Genomic DNA, 21476 nt, shown 5'->3' on the forward strand with positions numbered 1-21476 from the left:
AGAGAGCGGCGCCGGGGTCTCCCCGGCGCCGTTCCGTCAGAGCAGCACCTTCAGCCGTTCGGCCAGCAGGTCCCAGCGCCACTTCTCCTCGACCCAACCGCGGCCGCGCTCGCCCATCCGACGGCGCAGCCCCTCGTCGGCGAGCAGAGCCACGATCCGCTCGGCGGCCTCGGCCGGTTCGCCGCCCCGGACCACCCAGCCGGTCTCGCCGTCGAGCACGGCGTCCGGGGCGCCGCCGGAGTCCCCGGCGACGACGGGCAGCCCGGTCGCGGACGCCTCCAGGTAGACGATGCCGAGCCCCTCCACGTCCAGCCCGCCGCGCCGGGTGCGGCACGGCATGGCGAACACGTCCCCGGCGCCGTAGTGCGCGGGCAGCTCGGCCCAGGGCACCGCGCCGGTGAACCGTACGGAGTCCGCGACGCCCGTCTCGGCGGCCAGGCGGCGCAGGTCGGACTCGTAGGGGCCACCGCCCACGATCAGCAGCACGGCGTCCGGCTCGGCGGCGAGGATCTGGGGCATGGCCCGGATCAGGGTGTCCTGGCCCTTCCTCGGCACCAGCCGGGAGACGCACACCACGACCGGCCGGTCGGTGAGCCCGAGCCGGGCGCGCACCTCGTCCCCGCCGGAGCCGGGGTGGAAGGTCTTCTCGTCCACGCCGGGCGGCAGCTGGACCATCCGTCCGGCCGCCTCAGGGGTGAGCGCGGCCGCGATCCGGGACCGGGTGTACTCGCCGAGGTAGGTGATCGTGTCGGTGGACTCACCGATCCGGCGCAGCAGTCGGCGGGCGCCGGGCAACTGGGCCCAGCCCGCCTCGTGACCGTGGGTGGTGGCCACCAGCCGCTCGGCGCCGGCCTGGCGCAGCGCGGGTGCCATCAGCCCGAGCGGCGCCGCCGCCCCGAACCACACCGAGGTGCAGCCGTGCTCGCGCAGCAGCCCGACCGCCCGCCGGGTCGCCCCCGGGGTGGGCAGCAGCATGGTCGTACGGTCGCGTACGACGGTGAAGGGCTGCTCGGCATCGAAGGCGGCGGTCGCCTCGGCGCCCTCGCGGCCGCGCTTCCAGGTGGAGGCGTATACGACGATCCGGTCCGGGTCCAGGCGCAGCGCCATGTTGTGCAGGAACGCCTGGATGCCGCCGGGCCGGGGCGGAAAGTCGTTGGTCACGATCAGGGTCTTGTGCATCGCCGCCGACCCTACCGGGTGTCCCGCCGGGGTCCCGGCCGGGCGGAGTCTGTGGCAGGGACACGGCCGTAAAGGACATCATGAGTCTTCCGACGCGTACGGCACAGGCACGCACGACGCACAACCGACACGACCGAACGGCAGGGGATCACGTGGACACGAAGGGCGCCGGGCGGTCCCTGGCGTGGCTCGCGGCGGTGTGGGCGGCCACCCGCGCCGCCCTGCTGCTGACCGTGTTCAAGGTGATCACCGTCGCGGGCCCGGACGTCACCTCGGACGTGTCGGTGATCTACCGCGGCTGGTACGAGGTCCTGCGTCAGGGAACGTTTCCGCTGGACGACGTCACCTGGCAGTACCCGCCCGCGGCGGCGCTGGCGGTCCTCTCCCCCGGCCTGCTGCCGTTCCTGGACTACACGGACGCGTTCTTCGTCCTGGCCTGCGTCACCGACCTCGCGGTGCTCTGTCTGCTGCTGCGCTACGGGCGCGGGCCGGAGAGATCACGGCGCGGTGCCTGGCTGTGGACGGCGGCCGTCCCGCTGCTCGGGCCCACGGTGTACGCGCGCTACGACGTGATGGTGACCGCCCTGGCCGTGGCCGCGCTGCTGGTGGCCGCCCGGCATCCGCGCGTCTTCGGGGTGCTGACCGCGCTCGGGGCGATGGTGAAGGTGTGGCCGGCGCTGCTGCTGACGGGCTCCTTCCGGCGCCGCCCGTGGGCGTCGGCGGCCGTGACGGCGTCGGGGCTGGCGGCACTGTTCGCGGTGTCGATGCCGGGCGCGTTCGCCTTCCTGACCTTCCAGCGGGACCGGGGCACCGAGGTGGAGTCGCTGGGCGCGCTGGTCTTCCATGTGGCCCGGCACTTCGGCTGGGAGGGCCAGGTGCTGCTGAACTACGGCTCGATCGAATTCCTCGGCCCGTACGTCGGGGCGGTGAGCACGGCCGCGCTGGTGCTGACCGGGGCCGCGTTCGGCTGGCTGGTGCTGTGGCGGCTGCGGGTGGCCCGGACCGGGCCGGTGACGCTCGCCGAGGCGGCGTTCACGGCGGTGCTGCTGTTCACGGTGACCAGCCGGGTGATCAGCCCGCAGTACCTGGTGTGGCTGATCGGGCTGGCCGCGGTGTGCCTGACCCACCGGGCGACCCGGATGACGGCCCCCGCGCTGATGGTGGTCGTGGCGTCCCTGGTCACGTTGCTGGAGTTCCCGCTCGGCTTCATCCATGTGGTGACCAGCGACTGGTACGGCGTGACGCTGATGTTCGTGCGCAACGGCCTGCTGGTCGCCGCCTCGCTCTCGGCGGCCCGCCGCCTGTGGCGCTCCACCGTGTCCCCGGAGCCGGCCGCGCCCGCCCCGGCGATGACCGACCGGGCGGACGGGACGCCCGTCTCGCCCTGAGAGCGGCTCAGCTCAGCTGGTCCCGTGTGTAGGCGCGCCACTGGGCGGTGAACGCCCCCAGGGTGGTGTCCAGCACCTTCGCCAGCGCGCCCTCGACCGCGCCCGCCCGGGTGCGGTGGGCGCCGACGGCCCGGTAGAAGGCGCGCAGCCGGTCCTCTCCCCAGCGGTCGGCGATCATCCGGCAGGCCAGCCAGCCGGACTCGTAGGACCGCGCGAGCCCGGCCGGGTCGCCGGTGAAGCCGAAGTCCCGGTCGGCGGGGAGCGCGGCCGGGATCTGCCCGTCCGCGACGGCGCGGGTGAGTTCGGGGGCGGCCTCGGCGGGGGTGCGGCCGGTGCCGAGGTAGCCGGTCCAGTCCGCGCACCCCTCGGAGAGCCAGAGCGGGGTGGCGGCGGTGGTCGCGGAGCGGGTGGCGACATGGGCGGTCTCGTGGGTGAGCACGACCTGCTTGCCCAGGTCACCGAGGATGGCGTACGCCTCCGGGTTGACGACCACCCGGTCCGCGGGGGCCCGGTCGGCGCCCGGTGTCTCGGCGGTGGTGACGGCGGCGATGCCCCGGTACTGGGCGGCGGGCGAGCCGAGCAGCGCGGCCATGCCGTCCAGTGAGCGGGGCACCAGGACGACGACCCGCCGGGCCCAGCGCGCACCCCAGGCGCGGGAGACCGCGGGTACGGCGCGGTCGGCGAGCCGGGCGTAGCCGCGCAGTCCGGCGGTGCTCTGCCCGGTGCCCAGCACCAGGCTGTGCGCGCCGGTGACGGCGGTGACCGTGCCCTGGTCCCACAGCTGCTGTCCGGCGCCGTGCGCGGGCCCCTCGGCGGTGACGTACCAGCCGCCGTCGGCGGTGTGGCTCAGGGTGAGGGTGCGGCGGGCGGTGACGGGGGCGGTGTCCTGTCCGGCGACCCGGTAGCGCAGTTCGGCGTCCGCGCTCGTGCCGTCCCGGCGCAGCGCGGTGACCCGGTAGGCCCAGGAGGCCAGCGGGAGCGCCCGGAGCCGGGTGTAGGGCGTGCGGGTGCCGGTGGTCCCGTACGCGGCCTCGTCGTGGCCGAGCAGGGCGGCCGCCCGGCGGTCGAGCACCCGCTGCACCTCGGCCCGCGCCCCGGAGTCCGGCGCCGGCCGGCCGCATCCGGCGAACGCCGGCAGGAGCAGCAGGCAGAGTCCCGCCGCCGCTGATCGCCACGCTCTGTCCCGGCCGGCCACGCTCCGATCGTACGGGGTGCGGGGAAGGCTCAGGGGCGGGTCACCGAGGAGATCGGGAGCATGCCGACCCGGTCGTAGCGCACCGGCGCGCCGGGGTGGGGTGCGTGGATGACCTGGCCGTTGCCGACGTACATCGCCACATGGCTGGCGTCGGAGCGGTAGATCACGAGGTCGCCGGGGCGGGCCTGGGAGAGCGGGACGTGGTGTCCGGCGTTCCGCTGGGCCTGCGAGGTGCGCGGGAGCTGGACGCCCGCCCTGGCGTACGACCACTGCATCAGGCCCGAACAGTCGAAGCCGGCGGGGCCGTTGGCGCCCCACACATAGGGTCTGCCGAGCGCGGAGCGGGCGGCGGCGAGCGCGGCGGCGGCACGGGGGTCGAGGCCGGTGAGGCCGGTGAGGTCGGCGCGGCCGGAGCGGGAGGCGCGGTTGTAGTCGGCGCGGTCGGCGCCGGGCAGGGAGTCGAACAGCCGCCGGGCACGGGCGAGTTTCTCCCGCACGCTCCGCTTGTGCGCGGCGACCGCCGTGCGGCTGCGCTCCAGGTCGCCGAGCTTGGCCACCGCCTCGGCGCGCTCCTGGGCGAGGTCGCGCAGGGCACCCCGCAGCTCGCGCAGCTGCCCGGCCTGCCGGGTGTCGATCCGGTCGACGACGGACGCCTTGTCGAGGTAGTCGTCGGGGTCGGCGGAGAAGAGCAGGGCGACGGCCGGGTCGATGCCGCCGGAGCGGTATTCGGCCCCGGCGAGCGAACCAAGCTTCTCCCGCAGGGAGTTGACCCGCTGCTGGGTGCGGGCGATGTGGTCCTGGGCGTCGCGGACCTCGCGGCGGAGCTTGTCCGCGTGCTCGTCGGCCCGGTCGTAGTCCTCGGTGGCACGCTCGGCCGCCGCATAGAGCCGGTCCAGTTCGGCGCGGGCGCCGTCGCGTGGCGACGCGTGCGCGGCGGGTACGGCGCCGAGGGCGGCGGCCGCGGCCGACAGCACGCACAGGGCGGCGGCGCCCCGGTCGCATCCGGGTGTTGCGGGACGGCGATGGGACGCCACGGCGGTCCTTCCGCTGGACGACGGGTACCGTCCCCCGGCGCGCGGACGGGCCGGGGCCCTCGGTGCCGGGGAAACGCGCCAGACAGTAGCCGCACGGACACCCACCGGCCAACGACCGCCGTGGGCACACACGGTGACGCCCCGACGCCGACGCAGGTCAGCGGCGGGGCGCCAGGGGTCGCGCGTTGCCGTGATTCGCCCGTTCGGGCGGGTGTGGCGGGGCCGTCGGGGCTGGTCTCAGACCCGGACGCCGAACATGAACGGACCGCCGATGGTGCTCATGGACTCGTAGCGGACGACCGTGCCGGTGCGCGGGGCGTGCAGGACCTGGCCGCCGCCCGCGTAGAGACCGACGTGGTGGATGTCGTTGAAGAAGAAGACGAGGTCGCCGACCTGGAGGTCGCTCTGGGAGTAGATCCGGGTGCCGATGTTGGCCTGGGACTCCGAGGTGCGCGGGATGGAGACACCGGCCTGGGCGTAGGCCCAGGAGGTCAGGCCCGAGCAGTCGAAGGTGGCCGTGCCGGTGGCGCCGTAGGAGTACGGCTTGCCGATCTGGCTCTGCGCGGCGGAGAACGCGGCTCCGGCCCGGCCCGAGGCGGGGACGGCGTTGCCGAGCTGGACGCGCTCGCTGGAGGAGCGGTCGGCGCGCTGCTGCTCGGCGGCCAGTGCCTGCTTCTCCTTGGCGGTCAGGGTGTTGAGCAGGCGCTGCGCCTCGCCCAGCTTGCCCTGGACCTCCTTCTTCTTCTTGCCCAGCTCGGTGCGGGTGGAGGCGAGGTCCTTGAGCTTCTCGGTGGCCTCGGCGCGGTCCTGGGCGAGTTCGCGCTGCTTGTCCTGGATCTTCTTCAGCGCCTCGACCTGCTGACCGCTCAACTGGTCGAGCGTGGACGCCTTGTCGAGGTAGTCGTCCGGGTCGGCGGAGAGGAAGAGCTGCACCGAGGGGTCGATGCCGCCGCTGCGGTACTGGGCGGTGGCCATCGAACCGAGGCCGTCGCGCAGGTTGTTCAGGTCCTGCTGACCGCGGGCGACGTTGTCCTGGATGGTGGAGATCTCCTTCTGGAGCTTCTCCTGCTTCTCCTTGGCGCCGTTGTACTTCTCGGTGGCCTGCTCGGCCTGCTCGTAGAGCTTGTCGACCTGCGCCTTGACCTCGGTCCTTCCGGGCTTCTCGCTCGGGGCGGCGTTGGCCGCGTTCGCGCTGAGCGCGACGGCGGCGGCGGCCGCGGTGGTCAGCACGGTGACACGCGTGCGGCTCGGCTGCTTGGGTCGACGATGGGACGCCACGGAGGACGAACTCCTTCTTGTGAGTGATCACCCGCTCGGAGGTTCGAACCGACCCTAGTGACCCAGTTGTGATCAGTTCAAATCCTCACAGCAAAAAATCCAGTCCCTCGCTGCATTCTTTGCACTCAACGCACAGCATGTGACGTCAGGTTGACCGTGTGTCGCCTACAGACACCCTCAATCCGGGCATGTAACACGTCCGTTGGGCGTTCAGGACAGTCGCTTGAGAAGTACCGCAGAGGCGACGGGGCGGGCACCGGCGCGTGCGACGCCGTCCGCCACCTCGCGGTCGGTGGAGGCCACGATGACCGGACGGCCGGGCGGTTCGGCGCGCACCAGCTGACGGATCAGCTCGTCGGCCGTCACCCCCGGCTTGGAGAACAGCACCCGTACCCCGCGCGGCGGCGCGAGCAGGACCGGCGCGACCAGTTCGGCGCCGTCGAAGACACAGGTGACCTCGGCGCCGGTCTGCGCGGCGAGCGCGGAGAGCTGGCCGAGGAGCCTGAGCCGCTGCTTCTCCAGCGGCATCTGCGGATAGCCGGTCTTGGTGACGTTGTAGCCGTCGACCACCAGATGGGCCTGCGGCAGCGCCAGCAACTGGTCGAGGATCGCGGGGTCGTGCTCGGACAGGGCGCGGGCGGCGATGTCCTTGGGGCTCATCCGGCCCGGCTCGACCGCGTCCACGGTCTCGGCCGGGCGTACCGACACCGGTGGCAGCGCCAGCTCCCGGCGCAGCCCCTGGGCCGCCTCCAGCACGGTGTCGAGCAGCAGCCGTACCCGCATGTCCTCCACGCTGCGGCCCTCGCGGACCGCGCGACGGGTCGCCTCCAGGGCGGCCTCCGACTCGCCGAGGCGGGTCTTCAGCCGGCGGGACTCGCTCTCGGCGGCCGAGACCGCCACCTGGCTCTCGGCCCGCACCGACTCGGTCTCGGCGCGCTCCTTGCGCAGCGCGGCCTCACCGCGCTTGACGTCACTCAGGGCCGAGCGCAGCTTGCGGTGCAGCGCGTCGGCCTCCTTCTTGGCCGCGTCCAGTTCGGCGCGCAGCCGGGCGGTCTCGGCGCGGGCGTGCTCGCGGGCCTGCGCCAGTTCCTCGCGCAGCCGCTCCAGCTCGGCCCGGCTCTCCTCGTCCGCGCGCTCGGCGTCCGCGCGCTGGGCCTCCTCGCCGGCCGCGGCGACCAGCTTGGCCCAGCCCGGCGGGCGCAGCACATAGGCGGCGGCCGCGACGTCCAGGGGGTCGGCGGCCGGGGGCGGGGAGCCCGCTTCCAGCGCACCGCACAGCTCCGGCTGGGTCTCCTTGTAGCGCTCGCCGATCCGCTGCCGGAAGAGGCGTTCCGTCTCCAGCGCGGCCGCCATCGCGGTCCCGGCGAACTTGGCCCGCCGGGTCGGGGTGAACCGGGCGTACTGCCGCAGCTGGGCGGGCAGTTCGGCCATGGTCAGGGCGCCGAAGGCGTCCGAGACGATTCTCACGACCCGGCGGCGCACGCCGTCGGGCAGCGGGCGGTCAAGCACCTCGGCGGTGCCGTCCTCCGGCCCCCCGCCCGCGGTCTCCACCATCCGTCACACCCCAATGCCCGACATGCCCGACCCACCTGTTCCCGTACCGCGCGGACCGCTCCGCCCTCAGGAGGCGGCGCCCGGCCTGTCCACGAGTTCCACCTGGTCCACCGCGTTGCACCAGCGACAGCGGACCGACTCGATGGTCTCACTGACCACCTCGCGTTCCTCGACGGTCGGCTCCCCGGCCAGGTCGAGGTGGACGTACTCGACGGCCTTGGAGGAGCGGGTCACGTCGAACCGGGTGAGGTTGCCGCAGAGGGTGCAGCGCCAGCGTGTCGTGGCGGTCGGCGGAGGAACCGTCATCGCGCAGCTCGCTTCCTACTCGTCGCTTCTCGGGGCATCGCCCGGACCCTGCCTTCGCGGGCCGTTCCGGGCGGTCGCGCGCCGGGTCCCGGCACGTGTGGCCGTAACCCTACGGCCTGCCGGGTGTTCGCCGCCCGCCCGTCCGAAGCGGCGAGGCGGTCTGTACCAGTGCGTCCGGTTACGTCATGCTCTGTATTCATGATCAGAGAGTGGAGCACGACCGCCGCCCGGACCGTCAGGGCGGTCCGGGGCACCCCGGCGCCGCTGACGTACGGCCTCATCGCCCTGTGCTGCCTGATCTTCCTGCTGGGCCCGGCCTCCGGTTTCACCCGCGCGTACGGCACCGGGGAGACGCTGCTCGCGGCGCAGCGGGCGTACTTCCGGCACTGGGGGGTGATCCCGGCCAGCCTCTTCGCGGAGCCGGTGCGCGAGGCGCTCACGCCGGTGACCGCGCTGTTCGTGCACGGCAGCTGGGTGCATCTGCTCGGCAACATGCTCTTCCTCTTCGTCTTCGGCGTGCTCACCGAGGAACGGATGGGCCGCGTCGAGTTCACCCTGTTCTACGTCGGCTGCGGCTACCTCGCCCTGCTCGGGTACGCGCTCGCCAACGCGGGCTCCGAGCAGTCCCTGGTCGGTGCCTCGGGCGCCATCTCGGCGGTCCTCGGCGCGTTCCTCCACCTCTTTCCGCGGGCCCGTGTCACCAGTCTCCTCCCGTTCCTGTTCTTCCTCCCGTTGCGCTTCCCGGCCTGGGTGGTGCTGCCCTTCTGGGCCGCCCTCCAGTGGTACGCGGCGGGCCGCGCCCCCGAGGGTCCCGGCGTCGCCTACCTCGCCCATGTGATCGGCTTCTGCCTGGGCTTCGGCTACGCGTGGCTGCGGTACGGGAGGACCACGGGGAAGCGGCGCGCGAAGGACGGCCCGGGCGAGGCTAGAGTTGGGCCCGCCCCGGCTACGGCGTCCAAGGGAGAGAACCAGCCGTGATCACCGCGATCGTCCTGATCAAGACCAGCGTGGACCGGATTCCGGAGATCGCCGAGCAGATCGCCGCGCTGGAGAGCGTCAGCGAGGTCTTCTCCGTCACCGGTACCTACGACCTGATCGCCATGGTCCGCGTGGCCCGCCACGAGGATCTCGCCGAGGTCATCCCCGGCCGCATCAGCAAGATCCAGGGCGTGGAGGGCACCGACACCCACGTCGCCTTCCGCACCTACTCCCAGCACGACCTGGAAGCGGCCTTCGCGATCGGCCTGGACAACTAGCGCGCTTCAGCTCTCCGGGACGCAGCGGCCGTTCTCGGTGCGGTAGGTCCACTTCGCGCCCTGGGTGACCAGTTCGCGTACCGCCGTCACGAAGCGGGTCACGTCCTCCTCCGGGGTGCCCGCGCCGAAGCTGACGCGGAGGGCGTTCAGGGTCTCGGTGCCGCAGCCGGTCTGCTCGGCGGGGGCGGTGCCCAGGAGCGCGTGCACCAGGGGGTGGGCGCAGAAGAGGCCGTCGCGGACGCCGATGCCGTACTCGGCGGAGAGCGCGGCGGCGAGGTGGGAGCTGTTCCAGCCGTCGACGACGAAGGACAGCACGCCGACGCGCGGGGCGTCGTCGCCGAAGAGGGAGAGCACCCGCACCTCCGGCACCTCGGCGAGGCCCGCGCGGAGCAGGCCGAGCAGATGCCGCTCACGGGCGGCCAGGGCGTCGGGGCCGGCCTCGGTGAGCGCACGGCAGGCCGAGGCGACGGCGTAGGCGCCGATGACATTGGGCGAACCCGCCTCGTGCCGGGCGGCGCCCTCGTGCCACTCCACCTCCACCCCGCCGTCCGGGCGCCGGGCCACCGTGCGGCTGGCGCCGCCGCCCGCGAGGTACGGCTCGGCCGCGGAGAGCCAGTCGGCCCGCCCGGCCAGCACCCCGGAGCCGAAGGGCGCGTACAGCTTGTGCCCGGAGAACGCGATCCAGTCGACGTCCAGTTCCCGCACGCTCACCGGCTGGTGCGGCACCAGCTGGGCGGCGTCCAGGACGATCCGCGCGCCGGACGCGTGCGCGGCCGCCGCCAGCTCGCGCACCGGCCACAGCTCGCCGGTGACATTGGAGGCGCCGGTGACGCAGACCAGCGCGGGGCGCGCGGTGTCACGGGCGGCGAGGGCCCGCTCCAGCGTGCGCACGGCCTCGGCGGGACCGCGCGGGGCGTCGAGGTAGGTCACGTCGGCCTCGCGCCAGGGCAGCAGCGCGGCATGGTGCTCGGTCTCGAAGACGTACACCTCGCACCCGGCGGGCAGCGCGCGGGCCAGCAGGTTCAGCGAGTCCGTGGTGGACCGGGTGAAGACCACCTGGTCGTCGTCCCGGCAGTCGAGGAACTCCGCGACCGTGCGGCGGGCGTTCTCGAACAGCTCGGTGGAGAGCTGCGAGAGGTGGCCGGCACCCCGGTGCACGCTGCCGTAATAGGGGGCGTAGGCGGCGATGTCGTCCCAGACCCGCTGGAGCGCGGGGGCGCTGGCGGCGTAGTCGAGCGCGGCGTAGCCCACCTCGCCCCCGGTGACGAGCGGCACGGTGACGTCCCGGCCGAGCACCGGCAGCGGAGCGGGCAGGGCCTCGGTGGCGGCGGGGGCGGGGGCGAAGGCGGTGGAGACGGACATGGCTGAACTCCCGTGAGGCAGGCCGGAGTCACCGCGCGCACAGGGCATGCGGGCGCGGCGCCGGAAGACGCGGAAACAGAGAGAAAGGGGGTGTGCGGAGGCGGGGCTCAGCGGCCCCGGCGCATTCGCTTGCTCACGGAAGAAGGCTCCCTCGTACGACCAGGACCCCTGGTTCTTCGAGGGGTCCGCGCTTGCCGTGGACCTTCTGGACCACGGCCTGGTCCTCACCCGGAGCACCCCGCCACGGACGGAGGGTTGCCGGACAGCCGGCCGGGGCCGCATGGCTGTCGCTCATGACCTGACACGCAAGTTATCCGGACGGATCACCCGGCGCAACCGGCGTCCGGATGCCGGAACGCCGGTGCGGCGGAGAGCAACCGCTCCCCGCCGCACCGGAAAAGCACAACCGCTACCGGTTGCTGGCCGCCACCCAGCGCTCCAGTGTGCGCGCCGCGGCGCCGGAGTCGATGGACTCGGCGGCCCTCGCCATGCCCGCCCGCAGCTGCTCGGCCAGCGGCTCCCCGGTCGGGTCCAGCGCGACCAGCGCGGCCGCCGAGTTCAGCAGCACCGCGTCCCGCACCGGCCCCCGCTCGCCCTCCAGCACCTGCCGGGCCACCATCGCGTTGTACGCCGGGTCGCCGCCGCGCAGCGCCTCCACCGGCACCAGCTCGATGCCGACGTCACGGGGGTCGAAGACCTCCTCGGTGACCTTGCCGTCGCGCACGATCCACACCCGCGAGGGCGAGGTGGTGGTCAGCTCGTCGAGGCCGTCCTCGCCCCGGAAGACCAGGGAGGAGTTGCCGCGCTCGGCGAAGACGCCCGCCACGATCGGCGCCATGGCGAGGTTCGCCACGCCCACCGCCTGGGAGCGCACCCGCGCCGGGTTGGTCAGCGGACCGATGACATTGAAGACCGTACGGATGCCCAGCTGGCCGCGGGCGGCGCCGACATGACGCAGCGCCGGGTGGAACTTGACCGCGAAGCAGAAGGTGATCCCCGCCTCCTCCGCGACCTCGGCCACCCGCTTCGGCGTCAGCTCCAGGTTGACGCCGAGCCGCTCCAGCACGTCCGAGGAACCGGAGGCCGAGGACGCGGCCCGGTTGCCGTGCTTGATGACCTTCGCACCGGTGCCGGCGACCACGATGGAGGACATCGTGGAGATGTTCACCGTCTTGGCGCCGTCCCCGCCGGTGCCGACGATGTCCACGGTCCGGCCGGGCACCTCGATCACATTGGCGTGCTCGTACATCGCCCGGACGATCCCGGTGATCTCCTCGACCGTCTCGCCCTTGGCCCGCAGCGCCACGAGGAAGCCCGCGATCTGGGCGTCCGTCGCCTCGCCGCGCATGATCCGGTCCATCGCCCAGGCGGTGGCGTCCGCGCTCTGGTCCTGGCCCTCCAGCAGGGCGTTCAGTACCTCGGGCCAGGAACGGCCCGCCGCGATGTCGCCTCCAGCGGGGGTCACAGCTCTCATCAGCCGCTCCTGGGTGTGTGAGAAAGACAGATCCTGCGGGCACGCGGGGTGCCCGGTCCCACCTTATCCAGCCTGAACAGGGCGAAGGGCCCCGCCGGTGTTCCGGACGGGGCCCTTCGGCCGTGGCGTGGCGACGCGGGGATCAGTGGTGGCCGTGGCCGCTCGTGATCTCCTTGTACTCGTCGACGGTCGGCTTCGGGATCTGGTTGTCCTCGCCGTAGTAGGCGTTGGACAGCTTGACCCGCAGCCGCTCGGTGGGCTTCACCTTCCGCTCGACCCCGTTCTCGTCGACCGTGGGGCCGATCTCGGCGGGCTCGTACTGGTGGTGCGCCGTCAGGGTGTGCAACTGCTCCTGGCTGAGCGGCTCGTGCACCTCGATGAACTCACCGTGCGGCAGGCGCTTGATGATGCCGGTCTCGCGGCCGTGCAGCACCTTGTCCTTGTCCCGGCGCTGGAGGCCGAGGCAGATCCGCTTGGTGACGATGAACGCGATCACCGGTCCGGCGAAGAAGAAGATCCGGACGAACCAGGTGACCTGGTTGATCGACAGGTGGAAGTGGGTGGCCCACAGGTCGTTGCCACCGCCGACCAGACCGATCATGTACACCGTGACCCAGGCGACGCCGAACGCGGTACGCGTCGGGGCGTTGCGCGGGCGGTCCAGGATGTGGTGCTCGCTCTTGTCGCCGGTGACCCAGGACTCGATGAACGGGTAGACCGCGATGGCCATCAGCACCACGCCGAACAGCACCAGCGGGATGAACACGCCCAGGACCAGCGTGTGGCCCCAGAAGTTGATCTCCCAGCCCGGCATGTAGCGGACCAGACCCTCGGCGAAGCCCATGTACCAGTCGGGCTGGGCGCCGGTGGAGACCTGGTCGGGCCGGTACGGGCCCATCGCCCAGATGGGGTTGATCTGGGCGACCGCGGCGATGGCCGCGATGACACCGAAGACCAGGAAGAAGAAGCCTCCGGCCTTGGCCATGTACACCGGCAGCAGCGGCATGCCGACGACGTTGGTCTCCTTCTTCCCCGGACCCGCGAACTGCGTGTGCTTGTGGTAGAAGACCAGGATCAGGTGCGCCACCATCAGACCGAGCATGATGCCCGGCAGCAGCAGGATGTGGATCGAGTAGAACCGGGCCACGAAGTCGTGGCCGGGGAACTCGCCGCCGAAGAGGAAGAACGAGATGTACGTGCCGACGATCGGCATGGACAGGATCGCGCCCTCGGTGAAGCGCACACCGGTGCCGGAGAGCAGGTCGTCCGGGAGCGAGTAACCGGTGAAACCGGTGAACATGCCGAGGACGAACAGCAGGAAGCCGAACAGCCAGTTGACCTCACGCGGCTTGCGGAACGCACCCGTGAAGAACACGCGCATCATGTGCACGAACATGCCGGCCAGGAAGATCAGCGCGGCCCAGTGGTGGATCTGCCGGATGAGCAGACCACCGCGCACATCGAAGGAGATGTGCAGGGTCGAGCTGAACGCCTCCGACATCAGCTGTCCCTGGAGCGGGACGTAACTGCCGTGGTACTCCACCTCGTTCATCGACGGGTGGAAGAACAGCGTCAGATACACACCGGTCAGGATGATGATGAGGAAGCTGTACATGCAGACTTCGCCCAGCATGAACGACCAGTGGTCGGGGAAGATCTTCCGCATGTTGGCCTTGGCCAGGGAGTAGATCCCCAGCCGGCCGTCGGCCCAGTCGGCTACGCGCTCGCCGGCCGGGGCCTTCCCGCGCGAGCGGGACGCGTCGTTGGTCGCAGTACTCATCCGCGCTCCCAGAATGCAGGACCGACGGGCTCCGCGAAGTCGCCGAGCGCTTCGAGGTAACCCTCGTCGTTCACGGCGATGCGAAGCTGCGGCAGGGCGTGACCGGCAGGGCCGAAGATCACTCGGGCGCCGTCGGAGAGGTCGAAGGTGGACTGGTGGCACGGGCACAGCACGTGGTGCGTCTGCTGCTCGTACAGGGAGATCGGGCAGCCCACGTGGGTGCAGATCTTCGAGAACGCGACGATGCCCTCGTGGGACCAGGCCAGTTCCTGCTTGTCCTTGATGTCGTTCGGCTGGAGCCGGATGATCATCAGGGCGGCCTTGGCGATCTGGTCCTGGAAGTCCTCGTCCGTCTCCTCCAGGCCCTCGGGCTTGGCGAAGGTCAGCGAGCCGACGGCCACGTCCTCGGGACGCAGCGGCTCGTTGGTGTTGACGTTGACGAGGAGCTTGCCCTTCGCCCACAGCGTGTGGCGGAGCGAGTTGTGGGGCAGCGGGCCGAGGTCGCGCAGCAGCATGACACCGGAGAGCGGCACCATCGCGAGCGCGCCGAACATGGTGTTGCGGATCAGCTTGCGACGGCCGATCCCCGACTCCTCGGCTCCCTGACGGAAGTCGTCGAAGACCTGCGCACGGACCGTCGGCTCAGCCGCGATCGGGTGACGCTCGGCGGTCATCTCCACGTCGGACATCAGGGTGCGCGCCCAGTGGACGGCACCCGCGCCGATGCAGAACAGCGCCGTACCGAGGGTCAGGCCCAGCGCGAAGTTGAGCGCGCTGACGTGACCGATCGGGAAGACGAAGATCGACTTGTCGTGCGGGATGGTCACGTACGACGCGATGAAGCCGAGGGTGGCCAGCATCGACACCGTGAACAGCAGGGCGACCGACCGCTCGGACCGCCTGGCGGCCCGCTCGTCGATGTCCTGGGCACGGTGCTCGTGCGGCGGGAGCCCCGGATCGGCGAACGGGGTCTCCTCGTCCGCGACGCTCACCGAGCCGTGCGGGTGGTCCTGCGCGGCGGGCAGGTTCTCTTCTGGAATGTCTTGGCTACTCATGACTTCTTGGCCTTTGCGGTCCGAGCGGCGACCCAGACGGCGACCGCGATCAGCGCGCCGAGGCCGAAGATCCAGGCGAACAGGCCCTCACTGACCGGGCCGAGGCCGCCCAGCTCCAGGCCGCCGGGGTTCTCGGTCTCACTGCTGTTGACCGCGTTCAGGTACGCGATGATGTCCTTCTTGTTCTTCTCCGTCATGGTGGTGTCGGGGAAGGACGGCATGTTCTGCGGGCCCGTCTGCATGGCCTCGTAGATGTGCTTGGGGTCGACGCCCTCGAGGCTCGGGGCGTACTTGCCCTTGGTGAGGGCACCACCCTTGCCGGTGAAGTTGTGGCACTGCGCGCAGTTGGTGCGGAACAGCTCGCCACCCATGGCGATGTCCGCACCGTCCTTGGAGTACTGCTCCTTCGTCGGCACGCTCGGCCCGGCGCCCAGCGACGCGACGTACGCGGCGAGCTGGTCGATCTCGGCCTGGCTGTAGATGGGCTTCTTGCTCGGGATCTGGGCCATCTGCGAGCTGGAGGCGGGCATCCGGCCGGTGCCGACCTGGAAGTCGACCGCGGCGGCGCCGACCCCGACCAGGCTCGGGCCGTCGGAGGAGCCCTGGCCACCGGTGCCGTGGCAGCTGGCGCAGCCGACCTCGTAGAGCTTCTTGCCCTCCTTGATGGTCAGGGACTGGGAGGTTTCATCGGCCTGCGCCTTGCCCGCGGGCGCGAACGCGGCGTACAGCCCCCCAGTGGCCGCCAGCGCGAGAAGTAGGACGACGACCGCCGCCAGCGGATGGCGTCGTCGTGCGGAGAGCTTTTTCACGGATTACCCCGGTGTCAGGATCTTCTGCGTCGGTGCTTCTGGATGTGCGGGACGTTCCCCGCTACTTGATCAGGTAGATCGTGGCGAAGAGGCCGATCCAGACCACATCGACGAAGTGCCAGTAGTAGGACACGACGATGGCGGCGGTCGCCTGCTCGTGAGTGAACCTCTTCGCCGCGTAGGTGCGGCCGAGGACCAGCAGGAAGGCGATGAGGCCGCCCGTCACGTGCAGGCCGTGGAAGCCGGTGGTCAGGTAGAACACGGAGCCATAGACGTCGGAGGACAGCGAGATGCCGTCCTTCTTCACCAGTTCCGTGTACTCGAAGATCTGTCCGCCGATGAAGATCGCACCCATGATGAAGGTGACGATGAACCATCCGCGGAGCTTCTTCACGTCCCCGCGCTCGGCGGCGAACACGCCGAGCTGGCAGGTCAGGGAGGAGAGCACCAGGATCGTGGTGTTCGTTGCAGAGAAGGGCACGTTGAGCGCGTGCGCCATCTCCTTCCAGTGATCCAGTCCGGTCACCGATCGAGCGGTGAAGTACATCGCGAAGAGGGCCGCGAAGAACATCAGCTCGGAACTCAGCCAAATGATGGTTCCGACGCTGGTGAGGTTCGGCCGGTTGACCGAGGGGTGCGCGTGCCCGGTGTCTACTGTCGTTGCTGTCGCCACGACCGACATTATGTCGGTCGCTTATCTCGCCCTCACTCCGGGGGTGCCGTTCGGAGTGTCTTCGCCTGTCGTACCGGTGTTGACGTGCTGCCCAGGGGAGTAACATCCGCCCCGGAAAGGCCCGTCCGTAAGACGCCGACGTCTCGGAGGAAGCATGCAGCCGACCGCCACTGTGCTGGTGTACAGCGACGACTCCAACACCCGCGAACAGGTACGGCTCGCCGCCGGGCGCCGGCCTGCTCCGGACGTACCGCTGGTGGAGTTCGTGGAGTGCGCCACGCCCGAGGCCGTGGTGCGCGAGGTGGACCGGGGCGGGATCGACGTCTGTGTGCTGGACGGCGAGGCGGTGCCCCTGGGCGGCATGGGGGTGTGCCGCCAGCTCAAGGACGAAGTCTTCGACTGCCCGCCGGTGTTGCTGCTGATGGGCCGCCCCCAGGACGCCTGGCTGGCGACCTGGAGCAGGGCCGACGCGGCGGTGACGCTGCCGGTCGACCCGATGGAGTTCGCGGAGTCCCTCGCCGCCCTGCTCCGCCGCAAGCGCCTCCAGAGCGCCTAGAGCGGCCCGCTGCGGGGATGCGGGGCCGGGTCCGGCTCCCGCATCCCGGCGCGTCACGCGGCGGCGGGGCGCAGGCGTACGGAGTCCCTGGGCGCCGAGCCGTTCTGGGCGGCGCCGGTCAGGGCGCTTCCCGCGCCCCACTTCGTCCAGTCCAGGTTCCAGTCACCGAAGCCGTTGCCGAAGTCCTCCATCGCGTGGCCGCCCGAGTTGACGACCTTGACGATGTCGCCGGTCCGGACGTGGTCGAAGAACCACTCCGCGTTCCCGGTGCTCATGCCGGTGCAGCCGTGGCTCACGTTGGCGTATCCCTGTGAGCCGACCGACCAGGGCGCGGCGTGCACGTACTCACCCGACCAGGTGACGCGGGTGGCGTAGTAGACCGGCAGATCGTAGGAGTCGGAGCTGCCCTCGGCGATGCCGACGGTGGTACCGCGCATCCGTACGAAGTACTGCTTCTCCAGGACCACCTTGACGCCGTTGCGGGTCTCGAAGCCGGGCTTGCCGGTGGTCACCGGGATGGTGTTGATCGCCTCACCGTTCTTGTAGAACGTCAGCTGGTGCGTGGCGGCGTCCGTGATGGCCTCCACCTTGTCCCCGGTGGTGATCTTCAGGTCCTTGCTCTTGCCGCCCCAGAGCCGGTCACTGATCTTGATGCCGTCCAGGTTGCTGTGCACCTGGACGGTGGCATGGGCCGGCCAGTACTCCTTGGGCCGGTAGTGGAGCTCCTTGTCGCTGACCCAGTACCAGGCGCCCTGCACGGCCGGGACGGAGTCCACGCGCAGGCCGCTCTCCACCACGGCCCGCTGGGCCTTGTCCTTGACCGGCTGGTCGAGGGTGGCGGTGACGGGCTGTCCTACGCCGTACTCCCCCGCCTCGGGCCCGAAGGCGACGCCCAGGCTCTTCTTGCTCGTCGGTTTGATGGTGTCGAAGCTGAGGATCTTGCGGCCGGGTGCGCCGTCGTCGTCCTCGGTGCTCACGCGGACCGTGTAATGGGCGTTGGCGGCCAGCGGAGAGGTGCTGTGCCAGCGCCCGCCGTCGGCGGCGAGTTCGCCCGCCACATAGCGCCCTGTGGAGTCCATGGCGGTGACGTCGGTGATCCGGCCCTCACCGCTCTTGAGCGTGACTTCCAGGGGCTTGTCCGGGTCGGCCCGCTTCGCCTTGTCGGTGGGCGCGTTGAAGACGATCTGGTCCGCCGCGTCGTACGGCTTGGCCGACAGGGCGTTGCCGTCCGAGCCGCAGCCGGTGACGCCCGCGCCGAGGGCGGCCACCAGCAAGGTGCAGCTGACGACAGTGCGGGTCCGCGCAGTCTGGTTCATATGATCACGCTATGAGATGAAGACATCACTGGCGCGGCGCGTAACCCGTATGAGGGACGGACACCGCGGCAAAGGGAGGAGCCCGGACCCTCCTGATGGAGTGTCCGGGCTCCCGCCGCTTACCGCGCTGTGTTACTGGGTGCGGTTCTCACCGCGGTAGTACTCGAACACCCAGCCGAAGAGGCCGATCACGATGAGGGGTGCCGAGAAGTACAGCAGCCACCAGCCGACCGCGATACCGAGGAAGGCCAGCGCGCCACCGACGGCGAGGGACAGCGGCTGCCAGCTGTGCGGGCTGAAGAAGCCCAGCTCGCCCGCGCCGTCCGCGACGTCGGCCTCCCTGTCGTCCTGCGCGCCCGCGTCGACCCGCCGGGCGGTGAAGCCCAGGTAGAAGCCGATCATGATGCACAGGCCGAAGGCCAGGAAGAGCGCCGTGGTGCCGGCCGGCTCCTTCGACCACACGCCGTACACGACGGCCATGGTCAGGACGAAGAAGCTCAGCCAGATGAACATCCGGCCCTGGATCTTCACTTGCCGGCCTCCTTGCTGCCCGCGATGGAGGCGCCGTGACCGGCGTGCTCAAGCTGCTCGAGGGCGGCGATCTCGGGGTGGTGCAGGTCGAACGCCGGGGATTCGCTGCGAATCCGCGGCAGGGTGACGAAGTTGTGCCGCGGCGGCGGGCAGGAGGTCGCCCACTCCAGCGAGCGGCCGTAGCCCCACGGGTCGTCGACGTTGACCGGCTTGCCGTACTTGGCCGTCTTCCACACGTTGTAGAGGAACGGCAGGATCGACAGGCCGAGCAGGAACGAGGCGATCGTCGAGACCGTGTTCAGCGCGGTGAAGCCGTCGGCCGCCAGGTAGTCGGCGTACCGGCGCGGCATGCCCTCGGCGCCCAGCCAGTGCTGGACCAGGAAGGTGCCGTGGAAGCCGATGAACAGCGTCCAGAAGGTGATCTTGCCGAGGCGCTCGTCCAGCATCTTGCCGGTGAACTTCGGCCACCAGAAGTGGAAGCCGGCGAACATCGCGAAGACGACCGTACCGAAGACCACGTAGTGGAAGTGCGCCACCACGAAGTACGAGTCCGAGACGTGGAAGTCCATCGGCGGCGAGGCCAGGATGACACCGGTCAGACCACCGAAGACGAAGGTGATCAGGAAGCCGGTCGTCCAGAGCATCGGTGTCTCGAAGGACAGTGAGCCCTTCCACATCGTGCCGATCCAGTTGAAGAACTTCACACCGGTCGGGACCGCGATGAGGAACGTCATGAAGGAGAAGAACGGCAGCAGCACACCGCCGGTGACGTACATGTGGTGCGCCCACACCGTCACCGAGAGACCGGCGATCGCGATCGTGGCCGCGATGAGGCCCATGTAGCCGAACATCGGCTTGCGCGAGAACACCGGGATGATCTCGGAAATGATGCCGAAGAACGGTAGCGCGATGATGTACACCTCTGGATGGCCGAAGAACCAGAAGAGGTGTTGCCATAGCAGGGCCCCGCCATTGGCGGCGTCGAAGACATGGGCACCGAACTTGCGGTCCGCCTCCAGGGCGAACAGCGCGGCGGCCAGCACGGGGAAGGCCAGCAGGACCAGCACACCGGTCAGCAGCACGTTCCACACGAAGATCGGCATGCGGAACATCGTCATGCCGGGAGCGCGCATGCAGATGATCGTGGTGATGAAGTTGACCGAGCCGAGGATGGTGCCGAAGCCGGAGAAGGCCAGACCCATGATCCACATGTCGGCGCCGATGCCCGGCGAGCGGACCGCGTCCGACAGCGGGGAGTAGGCGAACCAGCCGAAGTCGGCCGCACCCTGCGGGGTGAGGAAGCCGCCCACGGCGATGGTCGAGCCGAACAGGTAGAGCCAGTAGGCGAACATGTTCAGCCGCGGGAACGCCACATCCGGCGCGCCGATCTGGAGCGGCATGATCCAGTTCGCGAAGCCCGCGAACAGCGGGGTGGCGAACATCAGCAGCATCACGGTGCCGTGCATCGTGAACGCCTGGTTGAACTGCTCGTTGGAAACGATCTGCATGCCCGGGCGCGCCAGCTCGGCGCGCATGAGCAGCGCCATCACGCCACCGATGAGGAAGAACGCGAACGACGTCACCAGGTAGAGCGTGCCGATCGTCTTGTGGTCGGTGGTCGTCAGCCACTTCACCACGACGTTGCCGGGCTGCTTGCGCCTGATCAACAGCTCGTTCTCGTTCGAGTCCTCGGCTGCGCCGGCACCCTGGGGTTCATTGAGGATGCTCACAGGTTGTTCGTCTCCCGGTTCTTCTCGTGGCTCGTCTGCGCGATGCCGGCGGGAATGTAACCGGTCTGCCCCTTCTTGGCGAGGTCCTTGAGATGCTGCTCGTAACGCTCGGGGGAGACGACCTTCACGTTGAACAGCATCCGGGAGTGGTCGACGCCGCAGAGCTCCGCGCACTTGCCCATGAAGGTGCCCTCCTTGTTGGGAGTCACCTGGAAGGCGTTGGTGTGGCCCGGAATCACGTCCTGCTTCATGAGGAACGGCACCACCCAGAAGGAGTGGATGACGTCACGCGAGGTCAGGATGAAGCGGACCGTCTTGCCCTTGGGGAGCCAGAGGGTCGGACCGGGGTTGCCGGTCTGCGGGTTCCGCGTACCCGGAGTACCGACGTCGTAGACACCGCCGGCGTCGGCCGGGAACTGGTCCACGAACCGCGTCGGGATGGCGGCCAGGTTCGGGTCCTTCTTGGCATTGCCCGGGGAACCCGGCACGTTCTCGACGTAGTTGAAGCCCCAGCTCCACTGGAAGCCGACCACGTTGACCGTGACGTCCGGCTTCTTCTCAAGGCTGAGGAGCTTCGATTCGTCCCGCGCGGTGAAGTAGAAGAGCACCGAGACGATGATGATCGGAACCACCGTGTACAGCGCCTCGATGGGCATGTTGTACCGCGTCTGCGGCGGAACCTCGACCTTGGTGCGGCTGCGCCGGTGGAACATGGCGCTCCACAGGATCAGGCCCCACACCAGCACGCCGGTAGCGAGCGCGGCGGCCCACGAGCCCTGCCACAGGGAGAGGATGCGGGGAGCCTCTTCCGTGGTCGGGGTGGGCATGCCAAGGCGGGGGAAGTCCTTGTATGTGCAACCGGTTGCGGTCGCAAGAACCAGGCCCGCGGTCAGTGCCTGCAGCAGCTTCCGCCGCATCGGGCGCCGCGGCTTGGGGGTACCGCCCACGCCTTTCGGGCGAAGGGGGAGGTCGGAGCCGTTGGGACTCACGTAGCGCCTTC

At 70.5% G+C, this 21476-nt stretch carries 20 protein-coding genes and 1 riboswitch; of the genes, 4 read left to right on the top strand and 16 right to left on the bottom strand.

Annotation, left to right across the window (positions count from 1 at the left end; translation table 11 throughout):
- Nucleotides 1-36: 36 nt before the first annotated feature.
- Nucleotides 37-1179, bottom strand: a complete 1143-nt coding sequence (locus ACIGA3_RS01735) for a glycosyltransferase family 4 protein (protein WP_399709268.1) — start codon at nucleotides 1177-1179, stop codon at nucleotides 37-39.
- A gap of 152 nt (nucleotides 1180-1331) precedes the next feature.
- On the opposite strand from ACIGA3_RS01735, the gene ACIGA3_RS01740 reads away from it, so the two are divergent.
- Entirely contained in the window at nucleotides 1332-2567 is a 1236-nt protein-coding gene (locus ACIGA3_RS01740) for a glycosyltransferase 87 family protein (protein ID WP_399709271.1), read from the top strand.
- A gap of 7 nt (nucleotides 2568-2574) precedes the next feature.
- Here the strand turns inward: ACIGA3_RS01740 and ACIGA3_RS01745 are convergent, their stop codons facing one another.
- The 5 genes from ACIGA3_RS01745 to ACIGA3_RS01765 form a co-directional block, all read right to left on the bottom strand.
- A complete protein-coding gene (locus ACIGA3_RS01745; protein WP_399709274.1) occupies nucleotides 2575-3762 on the bottom strand; it encodes a hypothetical protein in 1188 nt (395 codons plus the stop codon).
- 29 nt (nucleotides 3763-3791) lie between these two features.
- Nucleotides 3792-4796 (bottom strand): NlpC/P60 family protein, encoded by a 1005-nt coding sequence (locus ACIGA3_RS01750; protein WP_399709276.1) that lies wholly within the window; start codon nucleotides 4794-4796, stop codon nucleotides 3792-3794.
- Between the two features lie 237 nt (nucleotides 4797-5033).
- A complete protein-coding gene (locus ACIGA3_RS01755) occupies nucleotides 5034-6074 on the bottom strand; it encodes an NlpC/P60 family protein (protein WP_399709279.1) in 1041 nt (346 codons plus the stop codon).
- 210 nt (nucleotides 6075-6284) lie between these two features.
- Nucleotides 6285-7628: an NYN domain-containing protein gene (locus ACIGA3_RS01760; RefSeq protein WP_399709282.1), complete on the bottom strand. Its 1344-nt coding sequence runs from the start codon at nucleotides 7626-7628 to the stop codon at nucleotides 6285-6287.
- Nucleotides 7629-7694: 66 nt separating this feature from the next.
- Nucleotides 7695-7934 (bottom strand): hypothetical protein, encoded by a 240-nt coding sequence (locus ACIGA3_RS01765; protein ID WP_031179904.1) that lies wholly within the window; start codon nucleotides 7932-7934, stop codon nucleotides 7695-7697.
- A 198-nt stretch (nucleotides 7935-8132) separates the two neighbouring features.
- Between ACIGA3_RS01765 and ACIGA3_RS01770 the strand changes: the two genes are divergently transcribed.
- Nucleotides 8133-8912: a rhomboid family intramembrane serine protease gene (locus ACIGA3_RS01770; protein ID WP_399709285.1), complete on the top strand. Its 780-nt coding sequence runs from the start codon at nucleotides 8133-8135 to the stop codon at nucleotides 8910-8912.
- A complete protein-coding gene (locus ACIGA3_RS01775) occupies nucleotides 8909-9190 on the top strand; it encodes an Lrp/AsnC family transcriptional regulator (RefSeq protein ID WP_399709287.1) in 282 nt (93 codons plus the stop codon). The genes ACIGA3_RS01770 and ACIGA3_RS01775 overlap by 4 nt, the downstream gene beginning before the upstream one ends.
- A gap of 6 nt (nucleotides 9191-9196) precedes the next feature.
- On the opposite strand, the gene ACIGA3_RS01780 is transcribed toward ACIGA3_RS01775, so the two are convergent.
- The 6 genes from ACIGA3_RS01780 to ACIGA3_RS01805 form a co-directional block, all read right to left on the bottom strand.
- Nucleotides 9197-10552, bottom strand: coding sequence for an aminotransferase class V-fold PLP-dependent enzyme (locus ACIGA3_RS01780; RefSeq protein ID WP_399709290.1), 1356 nt, complete (start codon nucleotides 10550-10552; stop codon nucleotides 9197-9199).
- Between the two features lie 182 nt (nucleotides 10553-10734).
- A riboswitch (SAM riboswitch) is annotated at nucleotides 10735-10851 on the bottom strand.
- A 110-nt stretch (nucleotides 10852-10961) separates the two neighbouring features.
- On the bottom strand, nucleotides 10962-12026 hold the full coding sequence (gene trpD / locus ACIGA3_RS01785; protein ID WP_399709292.1) for an anthranilate phosphoribosyltransferase: 1065 nt from the start codon (nucleotides 12024-12026) through the stop codon (nucleotides 10962-10964).
- 142 nt (nucleotides 12027-12168) lie between these two features.
- Complete coding sequence (locus ACIGA3_RS01790) at nucleotides 12169-13806, bottom strand: cytochrome bc complex cytochrome b subunit (protein ID WP_399709294.1); 1638 nt, start codon at nucleotides 13804-13806, stop codon at nucleotides 12169-12171.
- On the bottom strand, nucleotides 13803-14861 hold the full coding sequence (locus tag ACIGA3_RS01795; protein ID WP_399709297.1) for a Rieske 2Fe-2S domain-containing protein: 1059 nt from the start codon (nucleotides 14859-14861) through the stop codon (nucleotides 13803-13805). The genes ACIGA3_RS01790 and ACIGA3_RS01795 overlap by 4 nt, the downstream gene beginning before the upstream one ends.
- Nucleotides 14858-15670, bottom strand: coding sequence for a c-type cytochrome (locus ACIGA3_RS01800; RefSeq protein WP_399709299.1), 813 nt, complete (start codon nucleotides 15668-15670; stop codon nucleotides 14858-14860). The genes ACIGA3_RS01795 and ACIGA3_RS01800 overlap by 4 nt, the downstream gene beginning before the upstream one ends.
- A 61-nt stretch (nucleotides 15671-15731) precedes the next feature.
- On the bottom strand, nucleotides 15732-16352 hold the full coding sequence (locus ACIGA3_RS01805) for a heme-copper oxidase subunit III (RefSeq protein WP_161147036.1): 621 nt from the start codon (nucleotides 16350-16352) through the stop codon (nucleotides 15732-15734).
- A 145-nt stretch (nucleotides 16353-16497) separates the two neighbouring features.
- Between ACIGA3_RS01805 and ACIGA3_RS01810 the strand changes: the two genes are divergently transcribed.
- A complete protein-coding gene (locus tag ACIGA3_RS01810) occupies nucleotides 16498-16899 on the top strand; it encodes a hypothetical protein (RefSeq protein WP_399709302.1) in 402 nt (133 codons plus the stop codon).
- Nucleotides 16900-16952: 53 nt separating this feature from the next.
- Here ACIGA3_RS01810 and ACIGA3_RS01815 read toward each other — a convergent pair whose 3' ends face one another.
- The 4 genes from ACIGA3_RS01815 to coxB all read right to left on the bottom strand — a co-directional run bounded on the left by ACIGA3_RS01815 (nucleotide 16953) and on the right by coxB (nucleotide 21465).
- On the bottom strand, nucleotides 16953-18215 hold the full coding sequence (locus ACIGA3_RS01815; protein WP_399709305.1) for an Ig-like domain-containing protein: 1263 nt from the start codon (nucleotides 18213-18215) through the stop codon (nucleotides 16953-16955).
- A 132-nt stretch (nucleotides 18216-18347) separates the two neighbouring features.
- Entirely contained in the window at nucleotides 18348-18746 is a 399-nt protein-coding gene (locus tag ACIGA3_RS01820) for a cytochrome c oxidase subunit 4 (protein ID WP_399709308.1), read from the bottom strand.
- Nucleotides 18743-20476: a cytochrome c oxidase subunit I gene (gene ctaD, locus ACIGA3_RS01825; protein ID WP_399709310.1), complete on the bottom strand. Its 1734-nt coding sequence runs from the start codon at nucleotides 20474-20476 to the stop codon at nucleotides 18743-18745. Before ctaD ends, ACIGA3_RS01820 begins: the two co-directional genes overlap by 4 nt.
- Complete coding sequence (gene coxB, locus ACIGA3_RS01830; RefSeq protein WP_399709313.1) at nucleotides 20473-21465, bottom strand: cytochrome c oxidase subunit II; 993 nt, start codon at nucleotides 21463-21465, stop codon at nucleotides 20473-20475. The genes ctaD and coxB overlap by 4 nt, the downstream gene beginning before the upstream one ends.
- Nucleotides 21466-21476 lie beyond the last annotated feature (11 nt).

This window comes from Streptomyces sp. NPDC085596 (assembly GCF_044541565.1).
GTDB lineage: Bacteria > Actinomycetota > Actinomycetes > Streptomycetales > Streptomycetaceae > Streptomyces.